General features: G+C 37.6%; 27 protein-coding genes and 1 tRNA gene. 7 read left to right on the top strand and 21 right to left on the bottom strand.

The window, feature by feature from the left end; all coding sequences use genetic code 11:
• The first annotated feature begins 46 nt into the window (after positions 1-46).
• Together C502_RS0102295 and C502_RS0102290 are read left to right on the top strand one after the other, a co-directional pair.
• A complete protein-coding gene (locus C502_RS0102295; RefSeq protein ID WP_018677250.1) occupies positions 47-853 on the top strand; it encodes an A1S_2505 family phage non-structural protein in 807 nt (268 codons plus the stop codon).
• Between the two features lie 284 nt (positions 854-1,137).
• Positions 1,138-2,511 carry a CmpA/NrtA family ABC transporter substrate-binding protein gene (locus tag C502_RS0102290; protein ID WP_023274571.1) on the top strand — a complete coding sequence of 458 codons (1,374 nt, stop codon included), beginning with the start codon at positions 1,138-1,140 and terminating at the stop codon, positions 2,509-2,511.
• A gap of 110 nt (positions 2,512-2,621) precedes the next feature.
• Here C502_RS0102290 and C502_RS0102285 read toward each other — a convergent pair whose 3' ends face one another.
• Positions 2,622-2,804 (bottom strand): hypothetical protein, encoded by a 183-nt coding sequence (locus C502_RS0102285; RefSeq protein WP_018677248.1) that lies wholly within the window; start codon positions 2,802-2,804, stop codon positions 2,622-2,624.
• Between the two features lie 215 nt (positions 2,805-3,019).
• Here C502_RS0102285 and C502_RS0102280 point away from each other — a divergent pair, with 215 nt between their 5' ends.
• On the top strand, positions 3,020-4,255 hold the full coding sequence (locus tag C502_RS0102280; protein WP_018677247.1) for a pyridoxal phosphate-dependent aminotransferase: 1,236 nt from the start codon (positions 3,020-3,022) through the stop codon (positions 4,253-4,255).
• Between the two features lie 65 nt (positions 4,256-4,320).
• Here C502_RS0102280 and C502_RS0102275 read toward each other — a convergent pair whose 3' ends face one another.
• A complete protein-coding gene (locus tag C502_RS0102275) occupies positions 4,321-4,740 on the bottom strand; it encodes a GFA family protein (protein ID WP_018677246.1) in 420 nt (139 codons plus the stop codon).
• A gap of 186 nt (positions 4,741-4,926) precedes the next feature.
• Between C502_RS0102275 and C502_RS0102270 the strand changes: the two genes are divergently transcribed.
• A complete protein-coding gene (locus C502_RS0102270) occupies positions 4,927-5,367 on the top strand; it encodes a PaaI family thioesterase (protein ID WP_018677245.1) in 441 nt (146 codons plus the stop codon).
• 23 nt (positions 5,368-5,390) lie between these two features.
• Here C502_RS0102270 and C502_RS0102265 read toward each other — a convergent pair whose 3' ends face one another.
• On the bottom strand, positions 5,391-5,822 hold the full coding sequence (locus tag C502_RS0102265; RefSeq protein WP_018677244.1) for a hypothetical protein: 432 nt from the start codon (positions 5,820-5,822) through the stop codon (positions 5,391-5,393).
• A 235-nt stretch (positions 5,823-6,057) separates the two neighbouring features.
• Between C502_RS0102265 and C502_RS0102260 the strand changes: the two genes are divergently transcribed.
• Positions 6,058-6,133 (top strand) — tRNA-Asn (locus C502_RS0102260).
• Positions 6,134-6,269: 136 nt separating this feature from the next.
• The gene (locus C502_RS0102255; protein ID WP_018677243.1) at positions 6,270-6,845 is read left to right on the top strand and encodes a peroxiredoxin family protein; all 576 of its coding nucleotides are present in this window, start codon (positions 6,270-6,272) and stop codon (positions 6,843-6,845) included.
• Positions 6,846-6,869: 24 nt separating this feature from the next.
• Here C502_RS0102255 and miaE read toward each other — a convergent pair whose 3' ends face one another.
• The 11 genes from miaE to C502_RS0102200 all read right to left on the bottom strand — a co-directional run bounded on the left by miaE (position 6,870) and on the right by C502_RS0102200 (position 16,184).
• Entirely contained in the window at positions 6,870-7,517 is a 648-nt protein-coding gene (gene miaE, locus C502_RS0102250; RefSeq protein WP_018677242.1) for a tRNA-(ms[2]io[6]A)-hydroxylase, read from the bottom strand.
• 4 nt (positions 7,518-7,521) lie between these two features.
• Positions 7,522-8,250 carry a pyridoxine 5'-phosphate synthase gene (pdxJ, locus tag C502_RS0102245; protein ID WP_018677241.1) on the bottom strand — a complete coding sequence of 243 codons (729 nt, stop codon included), beginning with the start codon at positions 8,248-8,250 and terminating at the stop codon, positions 7,522-7,524.
• A 54-nt stretch (positions 8,251-8,304) separates the two neighbouring features.
• Entirely contained in the window at positions 8,305-9,012 is a 708-nt protein-coding gene (recO, locus tag C502_RS0102240; RefSeq protein ID WP_023274570.1) for a DNA repair protein RecO, read from the bottom strand.
• Between the two features lie 9 nt (positions 9,013-9,021).
• Positions 9,022-9,222, bottom strand: a complete 201-nt coding sequence (locus C502_RS0102235) for an NF038104 family lipoprotein (protein ID WP_026315713.1) — start codon at positions 9,220-9,222, stop codon at positions 9,022-9,024.
• A gap of 16 nt (positions 9,223-9,238) precedes the next feature.
• Positions 9,239-10,264: a GTPase Era gene (era, locus tag C502_RS0102230; protein WP_018677238.1), complete on the bottom strand. Its 1,026-nt coding sequence runs from the start codon at positions 10,262-10,264 to the stop codon at positions 9,239-9,241.
• A gap of 4 nt (positions 10,265-10,268) precedes the next feature.
• Positions 10,269-10,964 (bottom strand): ribonuclease III, encoded by a 696-nt coding sequence (gene rnc / locus C502_RS0102225; RefSeq protein ID WP_018677237.1) that lies wholly within the window; start codon positions 10,962-10,964, stop codon positions 10,269-10,271.
• Positions 10,933-11,310: a DUF4845 domain-containing protein gene (locus tag C502_RS0102220; protein ID WP_018677236.1), complete on the bottom strand. Its 378-nt coding sequence runs from the start codon at positions 11,308-11,310 to the stop codon at positions 10,933-10,935. The genes rnc and C502_RS0102220 overlap by 32 nt, the downstream gene beginning before the upstream one ends.
• A gap of 24 nt (positions 11,311-11,334) precedes the next feature.
• Positions 11,335-12,198 carry a signal peptidase I gene (gene lepB, locus C502_RS0102215; protein ID WP_018677235.1) on the bottom strand — a complete coding sequence of 288 codons (864 nt, stop codon included), beginning with the start codon at positions 12,196-12,198 and terminating at the stop codon, positions 11,335-11,337.
• 69 nt (positions 12,199-12,267) lie between these two features.
• Positions 12,268-14,085, bottom strand: a complete 1,818-nt coding sequence (lepA, locus tag C502_RS0102210) for a translation elongation factor 4 (protein WP_018677234.1) — start codon at positions 14,083-14,085, stop codon at positions 12,268-12,270.
• 157 nt (positions 14,086-14,242) lie between these two features.
• On the bottom strand, positions 14,243-14,692 hold the full coding sequence (locus C502_RS0102205; protein WP_018677233.1) for an acyl-CoA thioesterase: 450 nt from the start codon (positions 14,690-14,692) through the stop codon (positions 14,243-14,245).
• Positions 14,693-14,807: 115 nt separating this feature from the next.
• The gene (locus C502_RS0102200) at positions 14,808-16,184 is read right to left on the bottom strand and encodes a Do family serine endopeptidase (protein ID WP_018677232.1); all 1,377 of its coding nucleotides are present in this window, start codon (positions 16,182-16,184) and stop codon (positions 14,808-14,810) included.
• A 369-nt stretch (positions 16,185-16,553) separates the two neighbouring features.
• Between C502_RS0102200 and nadB the strand changes: the two genes are divergently transcribed.
• The gene (gene nadB / locus C502_RS0102195) at positions 16,554-18,191 is read left to right on the top strand and encodes an L-aspartate oxidase (protein WP_171067602.1); all 1,638 of its coding nucleotides are present in this window, start codon (positions 16,554-16,556) and stop codon (positions 18,189-18,191) included.
• Between the two features lie 65 nt (positions 18,192-18,256).
• On the opposite strand, the gene C502_RS0102190 is transcribed toward nadB, so the two are convergent.
• From C502_RS0102190 to pabC, 7 genes are all read right to left on the bottom strand, one after another.
• Positions 18,257-18,616: an immunity 22 family protein gene (locus tag C502_RS0102190; RefSeq protein WP_018677230.1), complete on the bottom strand. Its 360-nt coding sequence runs from the start codon at positions 18,614-18,616 to the stop codon at positions 18,257-18,259.
• A gap of 321 nt (positions 18,617-18,937) precedes the next feature.
• Positions 18,938-19,405: a hypothetical protein gene (locus C502_RS0102185; RefSeq protein WP_018677229.1), complete on the bottom strand. Its 468-nt coding sequence runs from the start codon at positions 19,403-19,405 to the stop codon at positions 18,938-18,940.
• Between the two features lie 248 nt (positions 19,406-19,653).
• Positions 19,654-21,237 carry a hypothetical protein gene (locus tag C502_RS0102180; RefSeq protein ID WP_018677228.1) on the bottom strand — a complete coding sequence of 528 codons (1,584 nt, stop codon included), beginning with the start codon at positions 21,235-21,237 and terminating at the stop codon, positions 19,654-19,656.
• A 340-nt stretch (positions 21,238-21,577) separates the two neighbouring features.
• Positions 21,578-21,856, bottom strand: a complete 279-nt coding sequence (locus tag C502_RS0102175) for a DUF7660 family protein (RefSeq protein WP_018677227.1) — start codon at positions 21,854-21,856, stop codon at positions 21,578-21,580.
• 10 nt (positions 21,857-21,866) lie between these two features.
• A complete protein-coding gene (gene tmk, locus C502_RS0102170) occupies positions 21,867-22,466 on the bottom strand; it encodes a dTMP kinase (protein ID WP_018677226.1) in 600 nt (199 codons plus the stop codon).
• A gap of 8 nt (positions 22,467-22,474) precedes the next feature.
• A complete protein-coding gene (gene mltG, locus C502_RS0102165; RefSeq protein WP_018677225.1) occupies positions 22,475-23,542 on the bottom strand; it encodes an endolytic transglycosylase MltG in 1,068 nt (355 codons plus the stop codon).
• Positions 23,511-24,356, bottom strand: a complete 846-nt coding sequence (pabC, locus tag C502_RS18030) for an aminodeoxychorismate lyase (protein WP_018677224.1) — start codon at positions 24,354-24,356, stop codon at positions 23,511-23,513. Before pabC ends, mltG begins: the two co-directional genes overlap by 32 nt.
• Positions 24,357-24,597: the final 241 nt, after the last annotated feature.

The following is a 24,597-nucleotide window of genomic DNA, read 5'->3' as shown; positions in this document are numbered from 1 at the left end:
AATCAGTTGCAACATGAGATCAATATACATTTGAATGATAAAAAATATGTCTTATCAATATCACGATGAAAGCATTGTTACCGAACTTCCAGAAGATACCGTATTTGTATTTGGCAGTAATTTGGCTGGAATACATGATAGCGGTGCAGCACGTGTCGCCGCACAACATTTTGCTGCGGTCAAAGGTGTTGGACGTGGATGGGCTGGGCAAAGTTTTGCCATTCCAACATTAAATGAACATATCCAACAAATGCCACTTTCTCAAATTGAGCACTATGTCGATGATTTTAAGGTCTACGCTAAACATCATCCAAAGATGAAATACTTTTTAACAGCGCTTGGCTGTGGCATTGCTGGATACAAAGTTTCTGAGATCGCACCTTTATTTAAAGGCATTCACCCAAATGTGATTTTTCCAGAATCTTTTCGACCTTATATAGAAGCAGATGCCATTTCTCAATTTCCAGATTTAACGGCAGAAATGGTGCATAGCTTTATCTGTGATGAAGTTATTTTTTATTTTAATCACGGCTATGAATCTTTTGAAGAAGCATTAGAGCAAACTCAATTATCGACTGCCGAAAAAGCAATCGCCTTAATTGTGTTGAATGAAGAGCTGTACCCTCGTGACCGTTATGGGCGTGGACGAGAGCATGAAATTAACGATATCTTAGCCAAGTTAAATGGCAAAATATTTGATTTTCATGACAATTCTGAAGGTCCTATGATCTTTGTTAGTGCAATTATTGCATTAATGGAGCTCTATGATTTCGATGAGCAAGACTTTATTGCTTTATGGCAGGGCAAAATCAACATTCAGCATCCTCTTCACCGCACCGTAAAAAAACATTAACTCACTTGATGGTGAATCAGGTTTTATCCTTCAAGCATAAAACTTGATTCTTCCAATAATTACAATTTGGTTACACTATTAAAAACACGCACGTCTAAAACAATAAGACACTGATATTTAAATAATTTAATAAAAAATAAATAAAAATCGTCATAAAAGCCATAACCCCCCAAATCCACACAAGTGTATAAAATTAAAGCAATATCAATGACTTACATAAAACAACAATAATGGTATGTTTTTTGCTTTGTACCTATTGATGTTTATTATTGACGGGGAATTAAATGAGAAAAGTATTTTTTAATAAGGCATTCATCATATCTTCTATGGCGAGCCTTCTTTTATTAGTAACTGGTTGCCATCCATCCCCTGATAGTAATGCAGTTCAATCAGCCACAGAGAAAACAACACTAAAAATTGGTTTTGTTAAACTAACCGATATGGCCCCTTTAGCAGTTGCTGTTGAAAAAGGTTTTTTTAAAGATGAAGGACTATTAGTCCAACTCGAAGTACAACCCAACTGGAAGCTGTTATATACACGTGTACAAAAAGGTGAATTAGACGGTGCGCAAATGCTTGCCGCAATGCCACTTGCGTCCATGACTGCAAAACCAAGCGGTACAGAAATTATCACGCCATTTACCATGTCTTACAATGGCGCGGGGATCACCGTTTCAAATGCGATATGGTCAGAAATGAAAAATAATATTCCACTAGAAGACGGTAAACCGCAGCATCCGATTAGCGCATCGGCACTTAAACCGATTGTGGATCAATACAAACAACAACATAAGCCTTTTAATTTAGGCATGACTTTTCCAACAGGCACACATAATTATATGTTGCGCTATTGGTTAGCTGCTGGCGGTATCAACCCTGGTATGTACGATCCAAATAAAAATGATTTGAGTGGCAATATTGGTGCCGATGTAACCCTTTCAGTTGTACCACCACCAGAAATGATGGCAAAAATGGTAACAGGAACAACCTTAGGATACTCAGTCGGTGAACCATGGAATCAAAAAGCAGTGAAAAAAGGCTTTGGTGTTCCCGTCATTACATCTGATGTGTTATGGGATAATGGTGCTGATAAAGTATTTGGAGTTACAACATCTTTTGCTGAACAGAATCCAAACACCACCGTAAAAGTTGTGAAAGCACTTATTCGTGCATCAAGCTGGTTAGATGAAAATGATTATGCGCATCGTAAAGAAGCCGCTAAACTCATCGCTCAGTCAAACTATGTTGGTGTCGATGAAGATATTATTTTAAATAGCATGACCGGTGTTTTTGAATACGAAAAAGGAGATGTTCGTCCTTTAAAATCATTTAATACCTTCTTTACAGGACAGTACGGTATTCCTTACTATTCAGATGCAATTTGGTGGTTAACTCAAATGCGCCGTTGGGGACAAATTGCGGAGACCAAACCAAATAATTGGTATCTTGAAACCGCTCAAAAAGCCTATCGCCCCGACATCTACACAAAGGCTGCAAATAGTTTAATCGCTGAAGGTAAAATGAAAAAAGAACAATTTCCAAACCTTGCAACAGCAACATTCATAAAACCACCACAAACCAGCCGTTTAGACGGAGTTGTGTTTGATGCCAATAAACCGACCGCATTCTTAGCAGCGTTTAAGATTGGTAATAAATAAAAATTAATCAAATAAAAAAAAGCCAATGATACGTTTATATAAACATGTCATTGGCTTTTTTATCGACTCATCTTTTAGGAAGCTACTGCGAAAGTATCCTCCATCAAAAACTATCGTTTCCCCATCGAACGACGCGTTCCACGAGGTGGCATCCAAGTTCGATCCGCATATTGCTCAGGTTTTGGTCGCACCTGATTATGCGTTGCTTGTTCATCCGAATCATCTTGGGTCGATGGTAAAGGGAATGGTAATTTCACCAAAGCTTTTTTGGCTTTTGGTTGTTGCGCAGTCATTGGAATTCTCTCGAAATCTACATTTCTAGCGCCCATTGTAATAGATTTTTGCTATTTTGATAAAAATAAAATATGTAAAAAAATCTCAATCACACCAAGACCTATAATTTGGTAACTTTTTATTCAATCAAGGTAAGTTTCAGCCACAATCCAATCGATTTAGGCTAAAATGGCGTGCTTTTTTATTTTCTAATCCCATAAGAAGGAATAATGCCGTGGACGTACGTCTCTCTGATCGTGTCAATGCCATCAAACCGTCCCCTACACTTGCAGTAACCAATAAAGCTGCTGAGCTTAAAGCTGCGGGTAAAAACGTGATTGGTTTAGGTGCAGGCGAACCAGACTTTGATACCCCTCAACATATCAAAGATGCTGCAATTGAAGCGATTAATAAAGGCTTTACAAAATATACAGCTGTAGACGGCACTCCAAGCTTGAAAAAAGCAATTATTGCAAAATTAAAGCGCGATAATAATTTAGATTATCAAGCAAACCAAATCTTGGTTTCTTGCGGTGGTAAACAAAGTTTCTTTAACTTAGCACTTGCTTTACTAAACAAAGGTGATGAAGTCATTATTCCTGCGCCATTCTGGGTAAGCTATCCAGATATGGTCATCATTGCTGAAGGTACGCCAGTTATTGTGAAATGTGGTGAAGAACAGCGTTTCAAAATCACACCTGAACAATTAGAAGCAGCAATTACTGCAAATACACGTTTAGTGGTATTAAATAGCCCATCAAACCCAACAGGTATGATCTATACCAAAGCTGAATTAGAAGCATTGGCTGATGTTCTTCGCCGTCACCCACAAGTTCTGATTGCTTCTGATGATATGTATGAACCAATCCGCTGGGAAGATGAGTTCTACAATATCGCAACAATTGCACCTGATTTATATGACCGTACCATTGTGTTGAATGGTGTATCAAAAGCCTACGCAATGACAGGCTGGCGTATTGGTTATGCAGCCGGCCCTGCAAAACTGATTGGTGCGATGAAAAACATCCAATCTCAATCAACGTCTAACCCAACGTCAATTTCACAAGTTGCGGCTGAAGCGGCATTAAATGGCCCACAAGATGTACTTCAACCAATGATTGAGGCATTTAAACGCCGTCATGATTTAGTTGTAAATGGTTTAAACGAAATCAACGGTATCTCTTGCTTACCTGCTGACGGTGCATTCTATGCCTATGCAAACATCCGTCCATTGATTCGTGCCAAAGGTTTAAAATCTTGCACAGAGTTCTCTGAATGGTTACTTGAAGAAACTGGTGTAGCTGTTGTACCAGGCGATGCATTTGGTTTAGGTGGCTTTATGCGTATTTCTTATGCGACTGCTGACGAAGTGTTAGTTGATGCTTTAGCACGTATTAAAAAAGCAGCTGATTCAATTGATGGTGTAGATGCTGCAATCGCATCTATCGAAGCTGAAAAAGCAGCTCAATAATTTTTTAATAAAAAGAAGCTTCCCATGAAGCTTCTTTTTTTACGCCTTTATTTAATCCATTCAACTCATTCCGCTGATACACCATTAAACAAAGCGACCACATCCGCTTCAGTCAATTTTTTGGTTGAGTTTTGAAAAGCATAAAATTCAGGTTTACTATCAATATAAATTTCCATATCAAAATTTAAATCATTCGGCTGTTCATTTAACGAAAATGCATTGATATTGCAATAGCTCTGATCTTTAGTCCGCCAAAATAAGGTCGTACCACAGGCATTACAAAAACCTCGCTCCCCCCAAGCAGAAGAATTATAAATTGAGAGATGCGCTTGCTTTAAAAACTTTAGACTTCCCTGCTCTACATCAATGGTCATAATCACACCACTAGTCTGCCTACGACAAATTGAACAGTGGCAAGCATGAACATCATGATTTCTTAATTCAACTTCAAACGTGGTTTCACCACAAACACATTGTCCGTTCATTATTCATTTACCTTTTATTCAAAATTGTTATCAATACGGTTTTAAAGAGCATAAAACAAAGCCTATATTTAGCAACGAACAATTTGTAAAACATCATGTTAGTGAATAAGAACCTTGACACCTTTACATACACCGATTATTTTAAATATTAAGTTCCATATTGGAACTTAATAAAGGAATCTAAAGATGAAGCACCCTAAAGAAATGAATGGACTTGAGTTTTTAACTGCGATGTGTGAAGGCAACATTCCACCTGCCAGTATCAGTGAGACCATTCCCATGCAGCCAATAGAAGTTGCCGAAGGATATATCAAATTTGAAGTTCAAGCCGACCATCGACACCTCAATCCACTAGGTGGCATACATGGTGGCTTTGCTGCAACTGTACTGGATTCAGTAACAGGCTGTGCCATTCATACTCTTTTAGAAGTAGGTGTAGGATATGGCACAATTGATCTCAATATTAAAATGTGCCGCCCTATTCCTAAAAACCAAAAGCTCACAGCAATAGGTAACATTATTAACATCAGCAAAAATTTAGGGATTTCTGAAGGAAAAATCGTTGATGCTGATGGAAAATTGTATGCACATGCAACTGCAACCTGCATGATTATTCGACCATCATGATATGGCAAAGGGACTATTCAGCCCTATGCAATTGCTTTATTTTCCTTAAATACTTTCGGTCGAGTACATAGGTGGCTAAATACCGCATATTGCCAAATACTTTTCACCTGCACTGATACAATTCTCTCTTCCGCAACTGACCAAGCCAATGCCGTATTTGCACCTAGAATAAGCTCACCACCCAACTGAAATAAATACAAAGGTGAATTTTGATTAATCGTCAATGTATTCTTTGCGATTAATAAATTTTCATAATTTTGAATTTTCCATTTATGACCAAACCAAAGTTGCAATAAATCACCTAAAAATAAGGTTTGTTGCTTAAATGGAAAAGTATTTAAAAATGAATGTTCTACTGGCGTGTAATATTGCTCAGAACTTTGGATAATTTCGAGATAGTGTTCTTGATAAAAACACAAATTAGCAAAAATAGATTGAATACGAAGAGTAGTCATTTTGACCTCCGATTTAGCCATTTTAGTGCTGGCAAGTAGGGTTAAATCCACACTGTTTAGATAAATATCTAAACGTTTTTCTCATTTGAATCTAACAACAGCCTACTCAAAGTTCAAGTTATTTTTCTCAACTCATCATAATTGTGCAAATAAAAAGCATACAACCTAAAAATGAAGAAAACATGACATTTTCAACTTGACCAATTTTAAAAGCTGCCTATAATGGCACTCAGATTCTCCCATAGCTCAGTCGGTAGAGCGACGGACTGTTAATCCGCAGGTCCCTGGTTCGAGCCCAGGTGGGAGAGCCAAGATTCTAAAAACCCATATCATTGATATGGGTTTTTTATATTAAGCACAATGCATACCTTCAATAAAACACTGCTTGACAGTTGCTCAAATATAAAAATATGATCGATACAATTAAAAATATATGGTCTTATCATAATGCGTCTTATATCGCCAGAAACTGCACCAAAATTTCAACTTATAGATAGCCATGGCAGAGTAGTTCGACTAGACTCAGGTAAACGCACTTTACTCGCATTTTTTCGTGATACAAACTGTCCTTTTTGTAATTTTAGAATTTTCCAATTAACACAACATTATAAAAAACTTTCGGATGAAGGCTTAGAAATCATTGCATTTTTTTCATCAACACATGAAGAAGTCAATGAATTTGTAAGAAAACGCCCTCGCCCTTTTACGATCGTCGCCGATCCTGAAAATATCGCCTATCAGGCTTATGGTATTGAACGATCAATGGCACGCTCTGCTTATAGCGTTTTTCGACATTTCGTCTCATGGGTTTTAGGCATCAAAATAATTGGGGCTGAAGGTTTAAAAAAGAATCTACAAAATCCAAGTGATATTATGCCAGCAGATTTTTTAATTGATGAGCAAGGTTATATTATTGAAACATATTACGGTTCTGATGCTAGCGACCACATTCCATTTGAAAATATTTATGAATTTTTAAATGCTGATCAGAACCCTAAGAAGTCTACAACACCTCGTGTTTAATTGATTTATGCAAAAATGGCGTGTTTAGCGACTAGGCACACCACTATGAAAGCGGAAAGTATCATCAAGGCTGAGGATCAGATTTTTTTCTACTTCACGAATATATTCAATTCGTTTCTGTATATCTTCTTCTGGATCTTTGAGCTTCGCTGTTTTTGCAACATCCAAAGCCAGTGCCAAATAATCTTCAAAATGGCGAGATTCCGATTTAAGTAAGTAACGATAATAACGTCCCAACTCATCATCCACTATCGGTGCAAGCGAATAAAAACGTTCACAAGAACGCGCTTCTACAAATGCACCGATAATCATGACATCAATCAAAGCCTCAGGCTCATAAGTACGGATTTCTTTACGCAATTCACCTGCATAACGCCCTGCACTCAAACCCTTCCACTCTTGACCACGCTTGGTCATGAATTCTAAAACCTGTTCATAATGCAGCATTTCTTCACGTACCAGTTGTGCCAACTTCACCTGTAAGTCAGTAAAGAAACTGTAGCGGAACATCAAGTTCATCGCTGTACCCGCTGCTTTCTTTTCACAATTGGCATGGTCTTGCATTAAAATATCAAGATTATTTACTGCTTCATCTAACCATGCTTGAGGAGTACTACAACCCAAAAACTCGATTACAGGCTGCATCAACGCATCATAATTTACACTACTCATCAACTTATCTCGCAGCAGCCTGAATTGCTGCTTTCATCTCTTTGACCGCTTGAGCTAGACCAACAAATACACTATCAGCAATAATTGAATGCCCAATGTTTAATTCATGGATGTGTGGAATCGCAGCAATCGCAGCAACATTACCCAAATGCAAACCATGCCCAGCATTCACAATTAAACCTTTGGCAGCCGCATATTCAACACCTTTAATAATACGGGCTAATTCTGCTTGTTGCTGCTGATCAGTCTCGGCATCAGCATAAGCACCTGTATGAATTTCAATGGTCGGCGCACCACAAGCAACTGCGGCATCAATTTGTGCAAAGTCTGCATCAATAAATAATGATACATCACTACCAATTGCCTTAAGTGCTTCGGTTGCCGCTTTGACTTTGTCAAAATTACCAACCACATCTAACCCACCTTCGGTGGTCACTTCTTGACGACGTTCAGGGACAAAACACACATGCTGTGGCTGAATTTCTTTGGCAAACTCGACCATTTCATCGGTTACAGCCAATTCAAGATTCATACGTGTTTTCAAGAGTGGACGCATGCGGCGTACATCATCATCTTGGATATGGCGGCGATCTTCACGCAAATGCAAAGTAATTCCCTCTGCGCCTGCCTCTTCACAGACCAAAGCAGCCTGAACTGGATCAGGGTAAGTTGTACCACGTGCTTGTCTTAATGTTGCAACATGATCAATGTTTACACCTAAGATTGCAGCCATAAAAATATCCTATCGGTTTAGCCCTGAATAATTATTTTCAATACATCAGGAATATCAATTTTGTGTACTTTGAATCCAAAGTTGCCGGCTTTTCAGCGGCCGATCACCCAACAAAGAGCTAATCATTTGGCGGTATAGTTTACCCAATAATTGCAACTGTTCGTGAGAAAAATCCTGCCCATCTTGATAAGTTTGCATAGTCGCAATCAAACTACCCGCAATTGTTGAGCGTGAAGCTTGTGCAACGGGGATGAAACCATCATTCAACTGAAATTGATAATGCTGAAGTGGTAGAATCTCTTGTTGACTTGCATCAACCGAGAAATCAATCGCATATCCTAATTCTTGTAATAATACATGCTCAAATTGACGTAAGATTTGCCGCAAAAATAAAGCCGCGGATTCATGTGAAGCGAGTTGCTGTAATTGCAATAAAGTCAGTTGATATTGCTCAAAAGTACGCAGCATCGCTTCTTCAAGGGGGCATAGTCGCAATAGAATTTCATTTAAATAAAAACCAGCAAAAAATGCATCACCATGAAAGAATACAGGCTGATTTAGAATTTCTAATTTGGTGAAATTTTTAAGTTCAGATTTGCCTGAAGCTTGTAGACGAATCGGTTGATATTGCGGTGGAGGGATTTGTCTTATAATGCCATCTACTCGACCATATTCTTGCGTATATAAATGCACAATATGGCTTTTTTCGCGATATTTACGGTGATGAATTAAATAGCCATGTAGGACTTCGTTACGCATCATAGAATGATACTAGTCCTTTTGTTTTTCACTCTTATGCTCTTCATCATCGCTATCAGGAATCACTGCACCAACAACAGCAGCAGTTCCTTTAACAACACCTTTTGTGGTTTTATAAGCAATTTTAACTGGTACGGTCACAACTTTATAAATACATCCTTGTAACATCCATACACATGTCACAAGAGTAAAGAATCTAACAATTGTGTTCATACCAGTCTTCATTTTCTTAAATATCGCTATAACCCAAGCTTTTCAGCGCACGCTCATCATCAGACCAACCACCTTTGACTTTCACCCAAAGTGTCAACATAATTTTTTGTTCGAACATTTTTTCCATGTCTGCACGTGCATCCATACCAATACTTTTCAGCTTCGCACCCTTATCACCAATTACAATCGCTTTTTGCCCTTGGCGTTCAACAAAAATCGTTGCATCAATATAAGTACAAGGTGGTTTTAAACGACCTGTTTTTTCATTAACAACGGCTTCTTCTGTTTTAAATGATTCAATTTGCACAGTTAAGTCATATGGAAGCTCTTCACCCAACTGACGCATAATTTTCTCACGAATGATTTCACTCGCAAGGAAACGCTCAGAACGATCGGTAATTTGATCTAATGAATATAAAGGTGGTTGGTATGGCAGATATTTTTCAATCGTGTCGCGTAAATGATCTAGATTTGCACCACGTAATGCTGATACTGGAACAATTTCAGCAAAATTCATTAACTTGGCACGCTCACGAATCAATGGCAATGCCTCATTTTTATTTTCAAAAGTATCTAACTTGTTGATCACAAGAATGACTGGCATTTCTGCATTTTTAAGCTTTTCCAAAACCAATTCATCGTTTTGAGTCCACTTCTGCGCATCTACTACAAACAACACCAAATTCACGTCACGCAATGCTGAGTGTGCAGCACGGTTCATCATTTTATTGATGGCACGCACTTCTTTTTTATGCATCCCAGGCGTATCCACAAATACTGCTTGTGATTTTTCACGCGAATCAATACCAACAATTTTGTGGCGTGTAGTTTGTGGTTTACGTGAGGTAATTGATAGTTTTTGACCCAAGATATGGTTCATTAAAGTGGACTTACCCACGTTTGGACGACCAACAATTGCAACAAAACCGCTTTTAAAATCTGAAGGAATTGTTGTTCCTTGAGAACTAAAAAATTGATCAACTAGATTATTGCCAGCTTGCTGTTCAGTTGCTTCTGGCTTATTTTCTTCTGAATGTGACATCAGGTTATTGCTCCAATAATTTTAAAATTTCTGCCGCTGCTGTTTGTTCAGCAAAACGACGACTTGAGCCCTCGCCTATAATTTTTGGCAATCCCAGTACATCACATTCCACTTTGAAATGTTGATTAGGGGCATCACCCTGAATATCTACAACCTCGTAAACTGGGAGAGGTTTTTTACGTGCTTGTAAATACTCTTGCAAACGTGATTTCGGGTCTTTCAGTTGATCTGTCGGTTCGATATGATCAAGATATGGTTCATACCATTTTAACACAATGCGCTCTAGCAAGTTGAGATCATTACTGTCTAAATAAATAGCACCAATAATCGCTTCTACAGTATCCGCAAGAATGGACTCTCGATGATGTCCACCTGATTTCAATTCGCCTGTACTCAAAATGAGTGACCGACTCAGTTGTAAATCATTTGCAATCTTTCCTAAAGCCTCTTGTCGAACCAAGGTCGCACGCATCCGCGTTAAACGCCCCTCATTCTCTAAGGGATAGGTATTATACAAATAGTTTGCAACAATCATTCCCAATAAGGAATCGCCTAGAAATTCTAGGCGTTCGTAATTGTGCTTATGACTCACAGAACGATGGGTCAAAGCCAATTTCAACAAATCAGCTTGCTGAAATTGGTGACCTATTCGTACTTGCAGCCGAGTATCATTGAGCTTGTTTTGCAGATTTTTTGTCAAAAGTCTTCTCAAAATTCATCACTAAACTAATATTCAGCATGAAAGGCTTACGCACTTCATACTTTTTCTTTACAACTAAATCATCTACGTATGTAACTTGAGCAATATCTGAAAATCGCAAGTCTCTTACATTATTCATTTCCATTCGCTGCTCCATTTGAGCAGCAAATTTTGCTGGTGTTACATTATCAGGGCTTTCTTTTAGTAATTCCTGAATTTGTGTATCAACAATTTTATCATCCCAATAGGCAGGCCAAATCGCGACTGCTGCTTTCACAGCGATTGCAAATAAAATAACCCCAAATAATATTGCGATATATGATGCACCTTGTTGAGATTTACGCATCTTCATACTCCCTATGTATTTTTATTAGTTAATCTTACCATTTCGGTTAAAACTTGGCAGGTTAAAACCAGGCTCTTTATGCATCCAAATATAAAAAGCTCGCCCCGTCAAATTGGCTTCAGGTACAAATCCCCAAAAACGGCTATCTGCACTCTGATCTCTATTATCACCCATTGCGAAATATTGCCCTTTTGGAACGGTTACTTCCCAATCTTGCCCATTACTCTGAATAAATACATTATTCTCTTTGGCAACAAACGGAACTAATGCTTCTGCTCCACGTAACTTTGCAAACTGGAATTGTTCCGCTAGAGGATTACGGCCATCCAAATAACGAATCAAATGTTGGTGTTCACCTAATGTTTCTTTAAAGTAATAAACCGTTGGTGTTTCCAATTGATCTTTTTCACGTTTAAATTCAGTTGCAACTTTAGCAATTTGCTGTCCATTAATAATCAACTGACCCGATTTAAACTGAATATGATCACCAGGCAAACCCACCACACGCTTAATATAACTAATCGTTGGCTGTGGTGGATAACGAAATACAATGACTTCACCACGTTTTGGCGCGCCAACATCAATAACTTTAGCGTTCACAATCGGTAAGCGCACACCATAATCAAATTTATTTACTAAGATAAAATCACCTGTTTCTAAGGTTGGCACCATAGAATCAGATGGAATATTAAACGGTTCATATAAGAAAGAACGGAGGATTAAAACGACAGCCAATACAGGCCAAAAATCATATGCCCATGTAACGACAAAATTTTCCTGATCACGCCCTTTGTTTGCACGTTGTTTTAGTACAAATTTATCAAGCAGCCACACCAGAAAAAAAATCAGTGTAACAGGTACCAGAATCAAATTAAAATCAAAATCCACACGACCTCTCCCGCAGTCTAGCTGCTCGTCTTGCGGCTAGGTAAATACGTTTACCTAGCCTCTCTTTTTTTATCTATCAACTTTCAATACAGCTAAGAACGCTTCTTGAGGAATTTCAACACTTCCTACTTGTTTCATACGTTTCTTACCTTCTTTTTGCTTTGAAAGAAGTTTTTTCTTACGTGACACATCACCACCGTAACATTTTGCCAATACGTTCTTACGCATTGCTTTTACAGTAGAACGTGCAATGATTTGTGCGCCAATCGCCGCTTGAATTGCGACATCATACATTTGGCGAGGAATGAGGTCTTTCATTTTCTCAACCAATGCGATACCACGATGACGTGCATCTTGACGGTGACAAATCATAGCCAAGGCATCAACCTTTTCACCATTAATTAACACATCAACCTTAACTAAAGATGAACTTTCAAAACGTACAAAGTTGTAATCCAAAGATGCAAAACCACGTGAACAAGATTTCAACTTATCAAAGAAATCCATCACCACTTCTGCTAGAGGAATTTCAAAAGTGATCGACACTTGGTTACCCAAAAACTTCATGTCTTTTTGAATGCCACGACGCTCAATACATAAAGTCATCACATTACCTAAATATTCCTGTGGCACAAGAATATGACATTCAGCAATTGGTTCACGTAAATCTTCAACTGTTGAACCATCTGGCATTTTCGACGGACTGTCGATATAAATGATGTCACCTTTTTTGGTGAGCGCTTCATAGATTACTGTCGGTGCAGAGCTAATCAAATCAAGATCATACTCACGCTCTAAACGCTCTTGTACGATTTCCATATGTAGCATGCCTAAGAATCCACAACGGAAACCGAAGCCTAAAGCATCTGAACTTTCTGGTTCAAAGAATAATGCTGAATCGTTAATTTGTAATTTTTGTAGTGCTTCACGGAATGGTTCAAAGTCACTTGAATCAATTGGGAAAAGACCAGCATAGACCTGTGGTTTAACCTTTTTAAAACCTGGTAAAATAGCAACATCTGGCGTGTTCGACAAAGTAATCGTGTCGCCTACAGGCGCACCAAAAATATCTTTAATCCCAGCAATAACGAAGCCAACTTCACCAGCTTCCAAAATATCAGTTTCAGTATGTTTAGGGTTGAATACACCCACAGACGTTACAGGATGCGCTTGTCCTGTAGACTTCACCAACATTTTATCGCCCTTACGGATACGACCTTGCTTGATACGGACGAGAGAAACAACACCGAGGTAGTTATCAAACCATGAATCGATAATTAACGCTTGTAATGGCGCATCACGATCACCTTCTGGTGCAGGAATGACATCGACTAAACGCTCTAATACACCTTCAACACCTAAACCTGTTTTCGCTGAACACGTCGGCGCATCTGTTGCTTCAATCCCGATAATTTCTTCAATTTCGTGGATCACACGCTCAGGTTCAGCTTGAGGTAAATCAATCTTATTTAAGATGGGTAAAACTTCTAGACCTTGCTCAATTGCCGTATAGCAATTTGCTACTGACTGTGCCTCAACACCTTGTGCAGCATCAACAACCAATAAAGCACCTTCGCATGCAGCCAAAGAACGTGACACTTCATAAGAAAAGTCGACGTGCCCTGGAGTATCAATAAAGTTTAATTGATATTCTTGACCATTTGGATGCGTGTAATACAAAGTAACGGATGCCGCTTTAATGGTAATCCCTCGCTCACGCTCAATCTCCATAGAGTCTAATACTTGAGCTTGCATCTCACGATCTTGTAAGCCACCGCACATTTGAATAAAACGGTCAGCCAAAGTGGACTTACCATGGTCAATATGAGCAATGATCGAGAAGTTGCGTATATTTTTGATATCTACGGATTTTTTAGCTTGCGCCATGGGTTACCTTGAGAAAATAGAATGCCCTATACTTTTAAAAAGTTATGAGCCAAAGCGGTTAAATAAAATTGTTGCCGATTATAACAGAACAGCTTTTCAATGTATTCAAAATAATTATTCCCTTGAAGCCACTAGGTAAGAATCTCAACCATTCGATTTACCCATATAACATTGAAAAATCCATCGGGTTTAAATCAGCAGCGATGGGCTGATAAGCATGGGTAAAACTGGGTGACATACGTTTCGGACGACCTGTTGCGATCTCGATACACGCCCATTTGGTATTCCCTACAAATAAAATACTTTGATCTTTGGGACGGTAAAATGCGTACTGACGAAAAGAATAGAGTGCATTAATATCATCTAACCATGTCCGCAAGATGACTTCTTCTCCTTCAAGTGCAGCTTTTCGATACTGAACATGATGTTCAACCGCCACCATCGCATGTCTGAGCTCTAAGTATTGAGCTAGACCCAAACCTAATGTTTCGATATGGGCTGCTGCTACATCTTGCATCCACTGAATATACATGACGTTATTGACATGACCTAAAACATCAATATGTTCAGGTTGTACTGTTATTCTTAAATCAAAAATAGTACTCATAAATCTTACTTATTTCATCAATCCATGCTCGACTGCATACACTAGTCTAAACACTTGTGTATTACAAAATAAAAACCACCCTATTTCAGAGTGGTTTTAGAATATTTAGGAGCGATTACGGTAAACGCAAACCTAAAATTGCACGCTGCCCTTGGCGAATAATTGCGATACGCGCAACACTATTTTTTGGTAACGCCGCAACAGTTTTTGCAAACATTTGGCTGTTTGAAATTGCTGTGCCATTTACTTGAAGAATAACATCACCTGCAACAATATTTGATAACGAGGCTAAGCCACCACGTTTAACATCTTGTACTAAAATCCCCCCACGAACATCCAATTTTGCTTGCTCTTCAGGAGTTAAATTACGAATACTCATTCCCAAACCACTGGTTGGATTATTCTTATCCTCAGCGGCTGGCGTATCATCTGGTGCAGTACCTAGAGTAGCTGAAATAGTGCGTACTTTGTCGTCACGCAACACTTCTAATTGAACAGTTTGGCTCGGCGCTACACGGTTTAATACATTCAGCAAATCACTGGTACGTGAAATAGAAGAACCATTAATTTTTAAAATCACATCACCCGATTTTAAACCTGCTTTTTCAGCAGGAGACTTTGGCGTAACTTGATTGATTAGTGAACCTTCTGGTTTTGGTAGTTTGTACGCTTCTGCAAGGTTGCGATCAATATCTTGCAACATCACACCAAGATAAGAACGAGTCACTTTACCATTGGTTTTCAGCTGTTGTACCACATCCATCGCTACATCAATCGGAATCGAGAATGACAAGCCCATATAACCACCTGTACCACTAAAGATACGTGAGTTCACACCGACAACCTCGCCTCGTTGGTTGAATAGTGGGCCACCTGAGTTACCAGGATTTAAAGCTGCATCAGTTTGAATAAATGGAACAGAGGTTTCACCACTCATATTCCGTGATTTAGCACTGACAATTCCTGCAGAAGCAGAATAATCAAAACCAAAAGGTGAACCAATCGCTAAAATAGGCTCACCGACTTTAAGCTGGCTTACATTACCAACTTTTAATTCTGGAAAATTTGTGCCATTTACTTTGAGTACAGCAACATCTGTACGCTCATCACTTCCCACTAAAGTTGCATCAAGTTCACGTCGATCATTTAAGGTAATACTGATACGCGACGCATCCGCAATCACATGATGATTTGTAACCAAGTAGCCATCTTTACTAATAAAAAATGCACTACCGTATGCCGTCTTTTCTTGTGGCCCCTGCTGTTGAGGGATAATGACTTGGTTACCAAAGAAACGGCGTAGAATTTCTGGAACTTGTTGTTGTAATAACTCTTCCTGAGTCATTTTTTTCACAACATTCACACTCACAACAGCAGGGCTTACCTGCTCTACGAGATTCGAAAAATCTACTGGTGAGGCTGCGTTAACTTGTACAGCTGCTACCGTAAATACCGCAGCATACATTCCTTGTTGTAAATAGCGACTTTTCATGAAGTGAGAACCTGCGAGCGAATAATCTGTAAAATATTAAGATTATGTTTTTATCATAACCCAAGCTAAGATTTCGTAAAAATATGTTTATATTTTCAATGCATACAATGATCTAGCGTGATGAATTGTGAATAAATTATGGAGTTTGTATCCATGAGTTATTCTATATTGTGAATATTATATAAACAGCTTAAACCCAGATTAAAACAATGTATTAATCATGATCATTTAATGACTCAAGGTTATTGATAATTGATATCAACAAAATTTGTGAACATTCGCTAAAAAATCGTTCAATTCTAAGCAGATTGGCACTTGCCTTTTTTGTAAAAAAGCGTTGTCATTAGCGAACGTTTAAAACTGAAGCAGATCGACATGCCTGATTTAAAAACAATTCACCATTTTGATGTGATTATTGTGGGCAGTGGCGGTGCAGGTTTAAGTCTTGCACTCTCTTTACCGAGTCATTACAACATTGCCATTTTAGCAAAAGCAGAGCTCACAGAAGCCAGTACTTTTTATGCGCAAGGTGGTGTTGCTGCGGTCTTAGACGAGACTGATTCAATTCAACAACATATTAATGACACTATGATTGCAGGTGGACATCTTTGTGAATTAGATGCAGTCAAACATACGGTCGAAGGCGGTAAGCCTTCTGTTGATTTCTTATTAAACCAAGGTGTCCAATTCACCTTAGACGATGATGAGCAATTACACCTCACCCGTGAAGGTGGTCACTCACAACGCCGTATTATCCATTCAGCCGATGCAACAGGCAAAGCAATTTCAACCACGCTTGTTGAACGTGCTAAAGAACGAAAAAATATTACAATTTTTGAAAATTACATTGCGATTGACCTCATCACATTACATAAACTTGGTCATCAAGACAAAAATAATCGTGCTATTGGTTTATATGCATTAAATGAAAAGAGTGAACAAGTCCATACATTCTTAGCCCCTTTCACAGCATTGGCCTGTGGTGGCGCAATGAAAGCTTATCTCTATACTTCCAACCCTGACATTGCAACGGGTGATGGTATTGCAATGGCGTATCGTGCAGGTTGTCGTGTTGCAAATATGGAGTTTAACCAATTCCATCCAACTTGCTTATACCATCCTCAGGCTCGTTCTTTCTTGATTACAGAAGCCATGCGTGGCGAAGGTGCTTATTTACGTTTGCCTGACGGTGAGCGTTTTATGTTACGTCTTGATGAACGTGCTGAACTTGCGCCACGTGATATTGTTGCGCGTGCGATTGACTATGAAATCAAACGTCTTGGTATTCGTCATGTTTGGTTAGACATCACACATAAATCACCAGAATTTATCACCGAGCACTTTCCTACTCTTTATGCACGCTTGCTCGAACTTGGGATTGATATTACAAAAGATATGATTCCTGTTGTTCCAGCAGCACACTATACCTGCGGCGGTGTCGTTGTAGATGAGCATAGCCAAACTGACTTAGATGGTTTATATGCCATTGGCGAAACTTCATATACAGGTTTACACGGTGCTAACCGTATGGCAAGCAACTCACTGCTTGAATGTTTCGTGTATGGCATGAGTGCAGCAGAAGATATTCAAAGCAAACATAATGTTAGCTTTGAATTTCCAGATGTACCCTCTTGGGATGAATCTCAAGTGACTGATGCAGATGAAGATGTTGTGATTCTACAAAACTGGGATGAATTACGCTCAACTATGTGGAACTATGTGGGTATTGTTCGCACCACTAAACGTTTACAACGTGCCTTACACCGCATCGAAATGCTGAAACGTGAAATTAACGAATATTATCAAGGCTATCGTGTTAGTAAAAACTTGATCGAGCTACGCAACTTAGTTTTAGTTTCTGAAATGATTGTACGTTGTGCGATGGAGCGTAAAGAATCACGTGGTTTGCATTACACACTGGATTATCCAGAACTCTCGAATGAGATTCGCAAGACGGTTTTAACGCCACCGAATTTTAAGGTAGAACAGTTGTTGGTGAATGAGTGATAAAATAAACATTAGTAGTTGGGCTGCATTATATAAAATGAATGTTAGCCCAACAAAACAATTAGTTACTTATAAGGAACTGCACAAAAGAAAGTAATATCTTCTGATGTCTTACGCTCTAAATTATATAAATAATTATAAACTAGTATTATTGAGTTAATAGGAAAATCCAGCTTTAAATTTATTTCTTTTATTATCTTTTCACAATAAGAAAAACCATCTAAAACCACACCTAAATCACTACTCAAACTAAAGAAACTCTTTTCAATAAGATCATCATCAACGAAATCAATTTCAAATTTATTTGAGAAAGTAGAACCTTCACACTCACCATCTAAGGAATAATTATTAAAGGTATAATTATCTAATGAATTGCTAGAATCTAATACTCCAACCCAAATAGAAACATAATTATCTTTTTGCATCAATCTTCACCTAATCCCACATAAATCATCTAGTTAAAAGTTACTAAATTTTGATCTTTTTTCTAAAAATTCTAAATGTTTAGAATCATCTTCCATAAAATATTTAAGCTACTTCCATATAAATTTATAAAAACTCATCTTGAGAATTTCTTAGATTTCCCTCACCAAAAAAAGTTACCCAAACCTTTTAAAGATTACAAATGCATAATAACAGATTGACCAACAATACTATTTCCTACCAATCCCTCTATGAATAAATTTGGAGTTCTAATACTCAATACTGCAAATAGATAATCAGTGTAAATAAATAGAGAACCTATTTTATTGTACTTCGTATCGGTATTCATCATTAAGCTTGAATTTACTTTCATAATAAGAAATAACATTCTCACCATGACTATCTTTTGCAATGTACTCCATAGATACACCTAAACTATCACCATTAACAGTTATAATCACTGTTTTAGGTACAAATGAATCTTTATTAACTAATTGCGCTCTTATTTTATAAGCAGTGTAATTAACTTTTGAAGCAACAGTATATTCACTTAAAGGTTTATCTGGCTCATTTTCAAAGTTAATATGCACTTTAATTGTAGTGCTTTCACTAACCCCCTGTATTATATTAATAACAGGAGAGTCACCTTTTTTAATAATATTACTCTTGTCTTTTGCTACTACTTGTGTCTTTTTATTTATTAACTGCTCTGTATTTTCTACTTCTGAATTAGCTAAAATTTCAGTATGAGCAGAACAAGTAAGAAAAAAAAATAGAAGCATTTTTCTCATGTATAAACCTTTATTGATTGTAATTAATTTATAGGATATATCAGCAGACTAAAAATTTACAATCAGAAAACAGCATTTAAGTGAATTATTGTAAAAAGTTCAGCACCTCCCAATTAATCTTTGATATTGATCCTCTACGAAGCAAGTAGTATGAAACAAATAACAAAAGGATAACATTCTAAAAGGCATAATTTTTATACTTATGCATGATATTCCACTGTTATACAGTGGAATATCAGAGTAGAGTCTTATTTAGAACAATATTTAACTGCAGATGCTGCAACTGTAGGTTCAGCACTTAACCACTGTTTTGTTGGTATTACAGTCACATCACAATTTTCAGCAACTTTAATCTTAAATGCACTCCAGTAAAAGCTTTCACCAGAACCAATCGTTGGTGTAAAAATCTGAGTTCCTTTTAAAGAGTTTAACTCTACTTTTATTGGAGAACCTAGAATCCCAGGATTTGATGTTCCTGAATAATTATGGACAAAATAATGATATTCACCAACCATCAATTTACTTAATGTCACGATTTCTGGCCCATAACTATCAGTATCATCCACATCTAAATTTAGGAATGGATGTTGTAATAATGCACCTTCATTTTGATAATAAATATGACTTCCATCAGGTGCAATCATATGTGAATCAATATCTTGAGGATTTTGTCCCCAAGATAATCTCACCGTAATATTTTGACTTGGCTCAGTTAAAGTAAGACATTCATTTAAAGTTGTATTTGCAGTTAATACTGTATGTTCAACTGTATTACTACGCAAATTATTATTTTGCCCATTAATTAGCACAATCGAATTTTGTTTCGCCAAGATGGTGAATTCACCATTTGCATTTGTTTTAACTGTGCTATAACCAGAATAGTTCTTTCCTTCTAATAGAATTTGAGCATTCGCAACACGCTTACCATTTGCTTCAGCCAAACAGCCTGTAACATTTGTGGTTTGATATGGAACGTCCGCATTCACCGTATCCAGTGTTGTTGAACTACCTGTATAGAATCTATTTCCATTAGTATCTGATTGCAGTGTAAGCACCCTTGTACCATCCTGTAACCACTCCCCACGCTGTGAATCAAAATAATAAAGAGGTATTGTCGACGGCGGTGTTCCCCTCGCCATTAATGGAATACGGATATTTGCCAGTTGATTTGCAATCAGTTCAACTTTTGCGCCTGTACTATCTCGCAAATCCACAATCATTGCCCCAAAACTCTCAAGAGGTGATCGCACATTATTAATTTGCGTTGATAAATCACCTGGCATATTGCGAATTTCTTGTGCAGTGTTAATTAAAGCAAAGCTTACAGAAACATTGCCTTGAATCGCTTGCCCATCAGTACGTTTAAGGCTGTTTGGTGAAATAATAACTTGTGCAGTGCTCCCCGTCAGTGTCACTGTTCCACCCGTCGCAGCAGATACAGTACCACCTAATTGTAGGGGAATGAGTTGTACCAAAAGCCCAGATAATTCCTGTTTATCAACTAAATCAACGGTAATAAACTGGTCTGCATATCCGGCCTTACTAATTTTAAGAACGGTACGCCCAATGGTCACCTTTTTTAATTCAGCTTTACCCTCTGCATCGGTGTCTGCTGATAAGGCTGTATTAAGCACACTTACTTTTGCTGTCGTAAGCTGTATTCCAGTGCTGTTATCAAATACTTGTAAGGCTATACTCGCTGATGGTGTCACTACTGGTGTTTGTACTACATTTTTTTGATCTTGATCATTATTACTATCGTTACATGCAACCAGACTCATACTTAATGCAATAACCAACGATAATTGTTTAAAATTTTTTAAATAAGCCATAGCACCCTCTCACTATTAATTATAAGTTTATATAAATAAAAAATATTAAGTAAAAATAAATAATTAAACTAAAAACACCCCTGTATTTAAAACAAAGCCAATATATACAAAAGTTAAAATTAAATCAAAAATAATATTAATAAAAAATAAATTCACTTATAAATAAAAAACATCTAACCATTCAATTTATTTTATTTAAACATTTCCAAAAATATCAATAGTTTATTTTATTAAGTTTTAAATTAATATACAGACTCCAACCATAAAGACTGAATAATTTTCAAAAAACAATATCTGTGCTAAAAATAACAGTTAGACCTTATATTCTTAACACAGATAATTACTCATAAATCCGAGCAGCCATAAGAATTTCTGCGAAAGTTTTCCAATCAGGCTGATCTAAACGCTCACTCTGATCTGTATTTTTATAATATCCATCTATATCTTCAGTCCATGCAGCTAAAGCGGCAAGGAAATCAGCTAAATTAATATTCTCCCAATTGTTTGGATCATCTATAAAATTCTGATGTAATTTTTTAATAAAAACAGCGAGTTCAGTATGACTAGATATCGCATCAATTGCCTTATCTAAATGATAGCTATCATGATCTTTATTCATTAGAACTGGCCTATTTCAAATATTGCAAAGCCTCTTCAAACACCACATCCGCATTCTGCGTTGCATCCAATCGCTTCATCCGTTCAGGCTCTGCTTGCCACAAGGTTGCATAACCCTCACGAACTTTCGCAAAAAAACTTAATTTTTCTTGTTCAAAACGATCCAATGCTCCACGCTCTCGAGCGCGGGTCATGCCTAACTCTATCGGGGCATCCAACCAAAAGGTAATATTTGGCATTTTCGCAACAAACGTTTGATTTAACAATTGCAACTTTTCCTGACTTAAACCACGTCCAGAACATTGATAAGCAAAACTTGCATCAGTAAAACGATCACTTAAAACGATCTTGCCTGCATTTAAAGCAGGGATAATGACTTGTTGTAAATGTTGCGCACGTGCTGCATAAATCAATAATAGCTCAGTATCATGACTCATTTGCTCTTCATGATTCACCGCCAACAATAAGGAGCGAATCTGTTCAGCTAACGGCGTTCCACCCGGCTCACGGGTCAAAACGACTTCTTTACCTTGTTGTTCAAAGTACTGATGAATTTTACGAATGAGTGTCGTTTTCCCTACACCTTCCGTACCTTCAAAACTAATAAACATCATTCATCCTACTTTTGCTTTGCACGTAACGCAGTTAAATATTCTTGAACTGCACGATTATGATCTTCTAGAGAGGCCGTAAATTTATGCCCACCATTGCCTGTCGCAACAAAATAAATATTCTGAGCATCATCAGGATGCATCGCTGCTTCAATTGCTTTTTTACTTGGTAATGCAATCGGAGTTGGCGGCAAACCATTGATCGTATATGTATTATAAGGTGTTGGCGTCCGTAAATCATTACGCGTGATATTACCCTTATAATTATCACCCATCCCATAAATCACGGTTGGGTCTGTTTGTAAGCGCATACCTATTTTTAAACGACGCACAAACACACCTGAAACTTGTTCTAACTCACTATCTAAACTGGTTTCTTTTTCAATAATCGAAGCCATGATTAAAGCTTGATATTTATCGTTATAAGGTAAATTAGGTGCTTTCTTTGCCCAAGCTTCATCCAATGATTTCATTTGACGGCGATATAAATCTGTTAAGATTTTTTTATCCGTTTCACCCTTAGCAAAGAAATAAGTATCTGGTGCAAATAACCCTTCAGGATGTGAATAAGGAATATCTAAAGCTTTTAATAATTGATCTTGTGGTAGATCTAAAATGGTCTTGCTGACATTCGGATCTTTCTTTAAATTTTGCAGCAATTGTTTAAATGTTGTCCCTTCGATCAGTAAAATACGATTCATTTGTGCATTTTCAGCATCAGATAACATTTCGAGTACTTGACGAACACTCATGCCTTTATTGACTTCATACACGCCAGCTTTCAAGCTATCATGAATCATAAACTTTTGGTAAAGCTTTAAAATAATAGGAAAATTGATTTTATTTTCTTTAGATAAATGATCAATAAATTTTGAGTAAGTATCACCCGAAGAGATGACTAAAACTTGTTTCTTCCCTTCGATCGGATAATTCTTAAATAGACTTGCCCATAAAACACCGAAGGTCAGCAATATAAAAACACTCATTACAATCAACAAGGTTTTCATAGAAAATCTAGACTGCTGTTTAGCTTTTGGTTTTTTCTTACTTTTCGTTGAGCTTGGCGGCTTTGGCATATTCATCAATCTGGCTAAGTTTTAAAGTTTCAAATAAATCAAGGTAGGGTTGCTGTTCAAAAGCCCGACCATTAAATCGGACCACTGCTTTCATCGGATGCAAAGCATTACAGAAAAATAGGCTCTGAATACGTCCAATATCACTAATTTCTACACAGCCTTGCTCACACTCAATGTTGTTTTGTTGCATTCGAGACAAAATCTTGGCGCGCATGACACCGTGGACGCCATTATAACGAAGTTCAGGGGTAATCCATCGATCATTTATACGAATAAAACAATTACTGCTCACCCCTTCAACAATATAACCCTGTACATCGCTCACCAGTGCTTCAAGCCAACCTTGCTTGTCTACTTCTTGCTTCAATACAACTTGTTCTAGGCGATTCAATGTTTTCAAACCCACTAAATGTGGCATGTTTAAACCTAGAGCATGGTTTAACACCCCACTCTCAATCCATTCAGGTTGAAAAGCTTGCATGACTTTAGGGTAATACCAGACATAAACATCGGCAGCATGTAGCGGCAGACTATATCCTCGATCTCCCTCGCCCCGACTAATCACGATTTTTAACGTGCCGTTTAGAGTAAAGTGCTGTTGTTGTAGCTGAGCCAGTGCAGTGTCGATCAAGGATAAATCAGCATCAAGGTTTAAACGTTGGCAGGCTAATGTTAGACGTGCAAAGTGAAGTTGTTTGAGTTCAAAACGATCTTGAAAAATTCGTGCAGTGGTAAAGCAACCATCTCCATAATGGAAGGCTCGATCTAACAATGGGATCGAATCAATCAATTGTCCATTTTTATAACACTGCATGATCGAGAGTTCAGTCTAAAGTCTGTCCTCATCATACCTTGAAACATAATCTTCGGAAAAGCCAGATCACAGAAACCTCGCCAGATTTATTATGAGTGAGAATCTTATGGTTTATAAACAACTCAAATAAGTAGAGGTATGCAAAACAACTCCCCCCCCCCAATCGACCTCAACTAATTTTTTAAATAAGCATTCAAAACCAAATGCTTTTAACATAATGATTTTATAGCTATAAACCAAT

Source organism: Acinetobacter tjernbergiae DSM 14971 = CIP 107465 (assembly GCF_000374425.1).
In the GTDB taxonomy this organism is placed as follows: domain Bacteria; phylum Pseudomonadota; class Gammaproteobacteria; order Pseudomonadales; family Moraxellaceae; genus Acinetobacter; species Acinetobacter tjernbergiae.
Note: the sequence above shows the minus strand (reverse complement) of the source record. Positions and strands in the feature narration are given on the sequence as shown.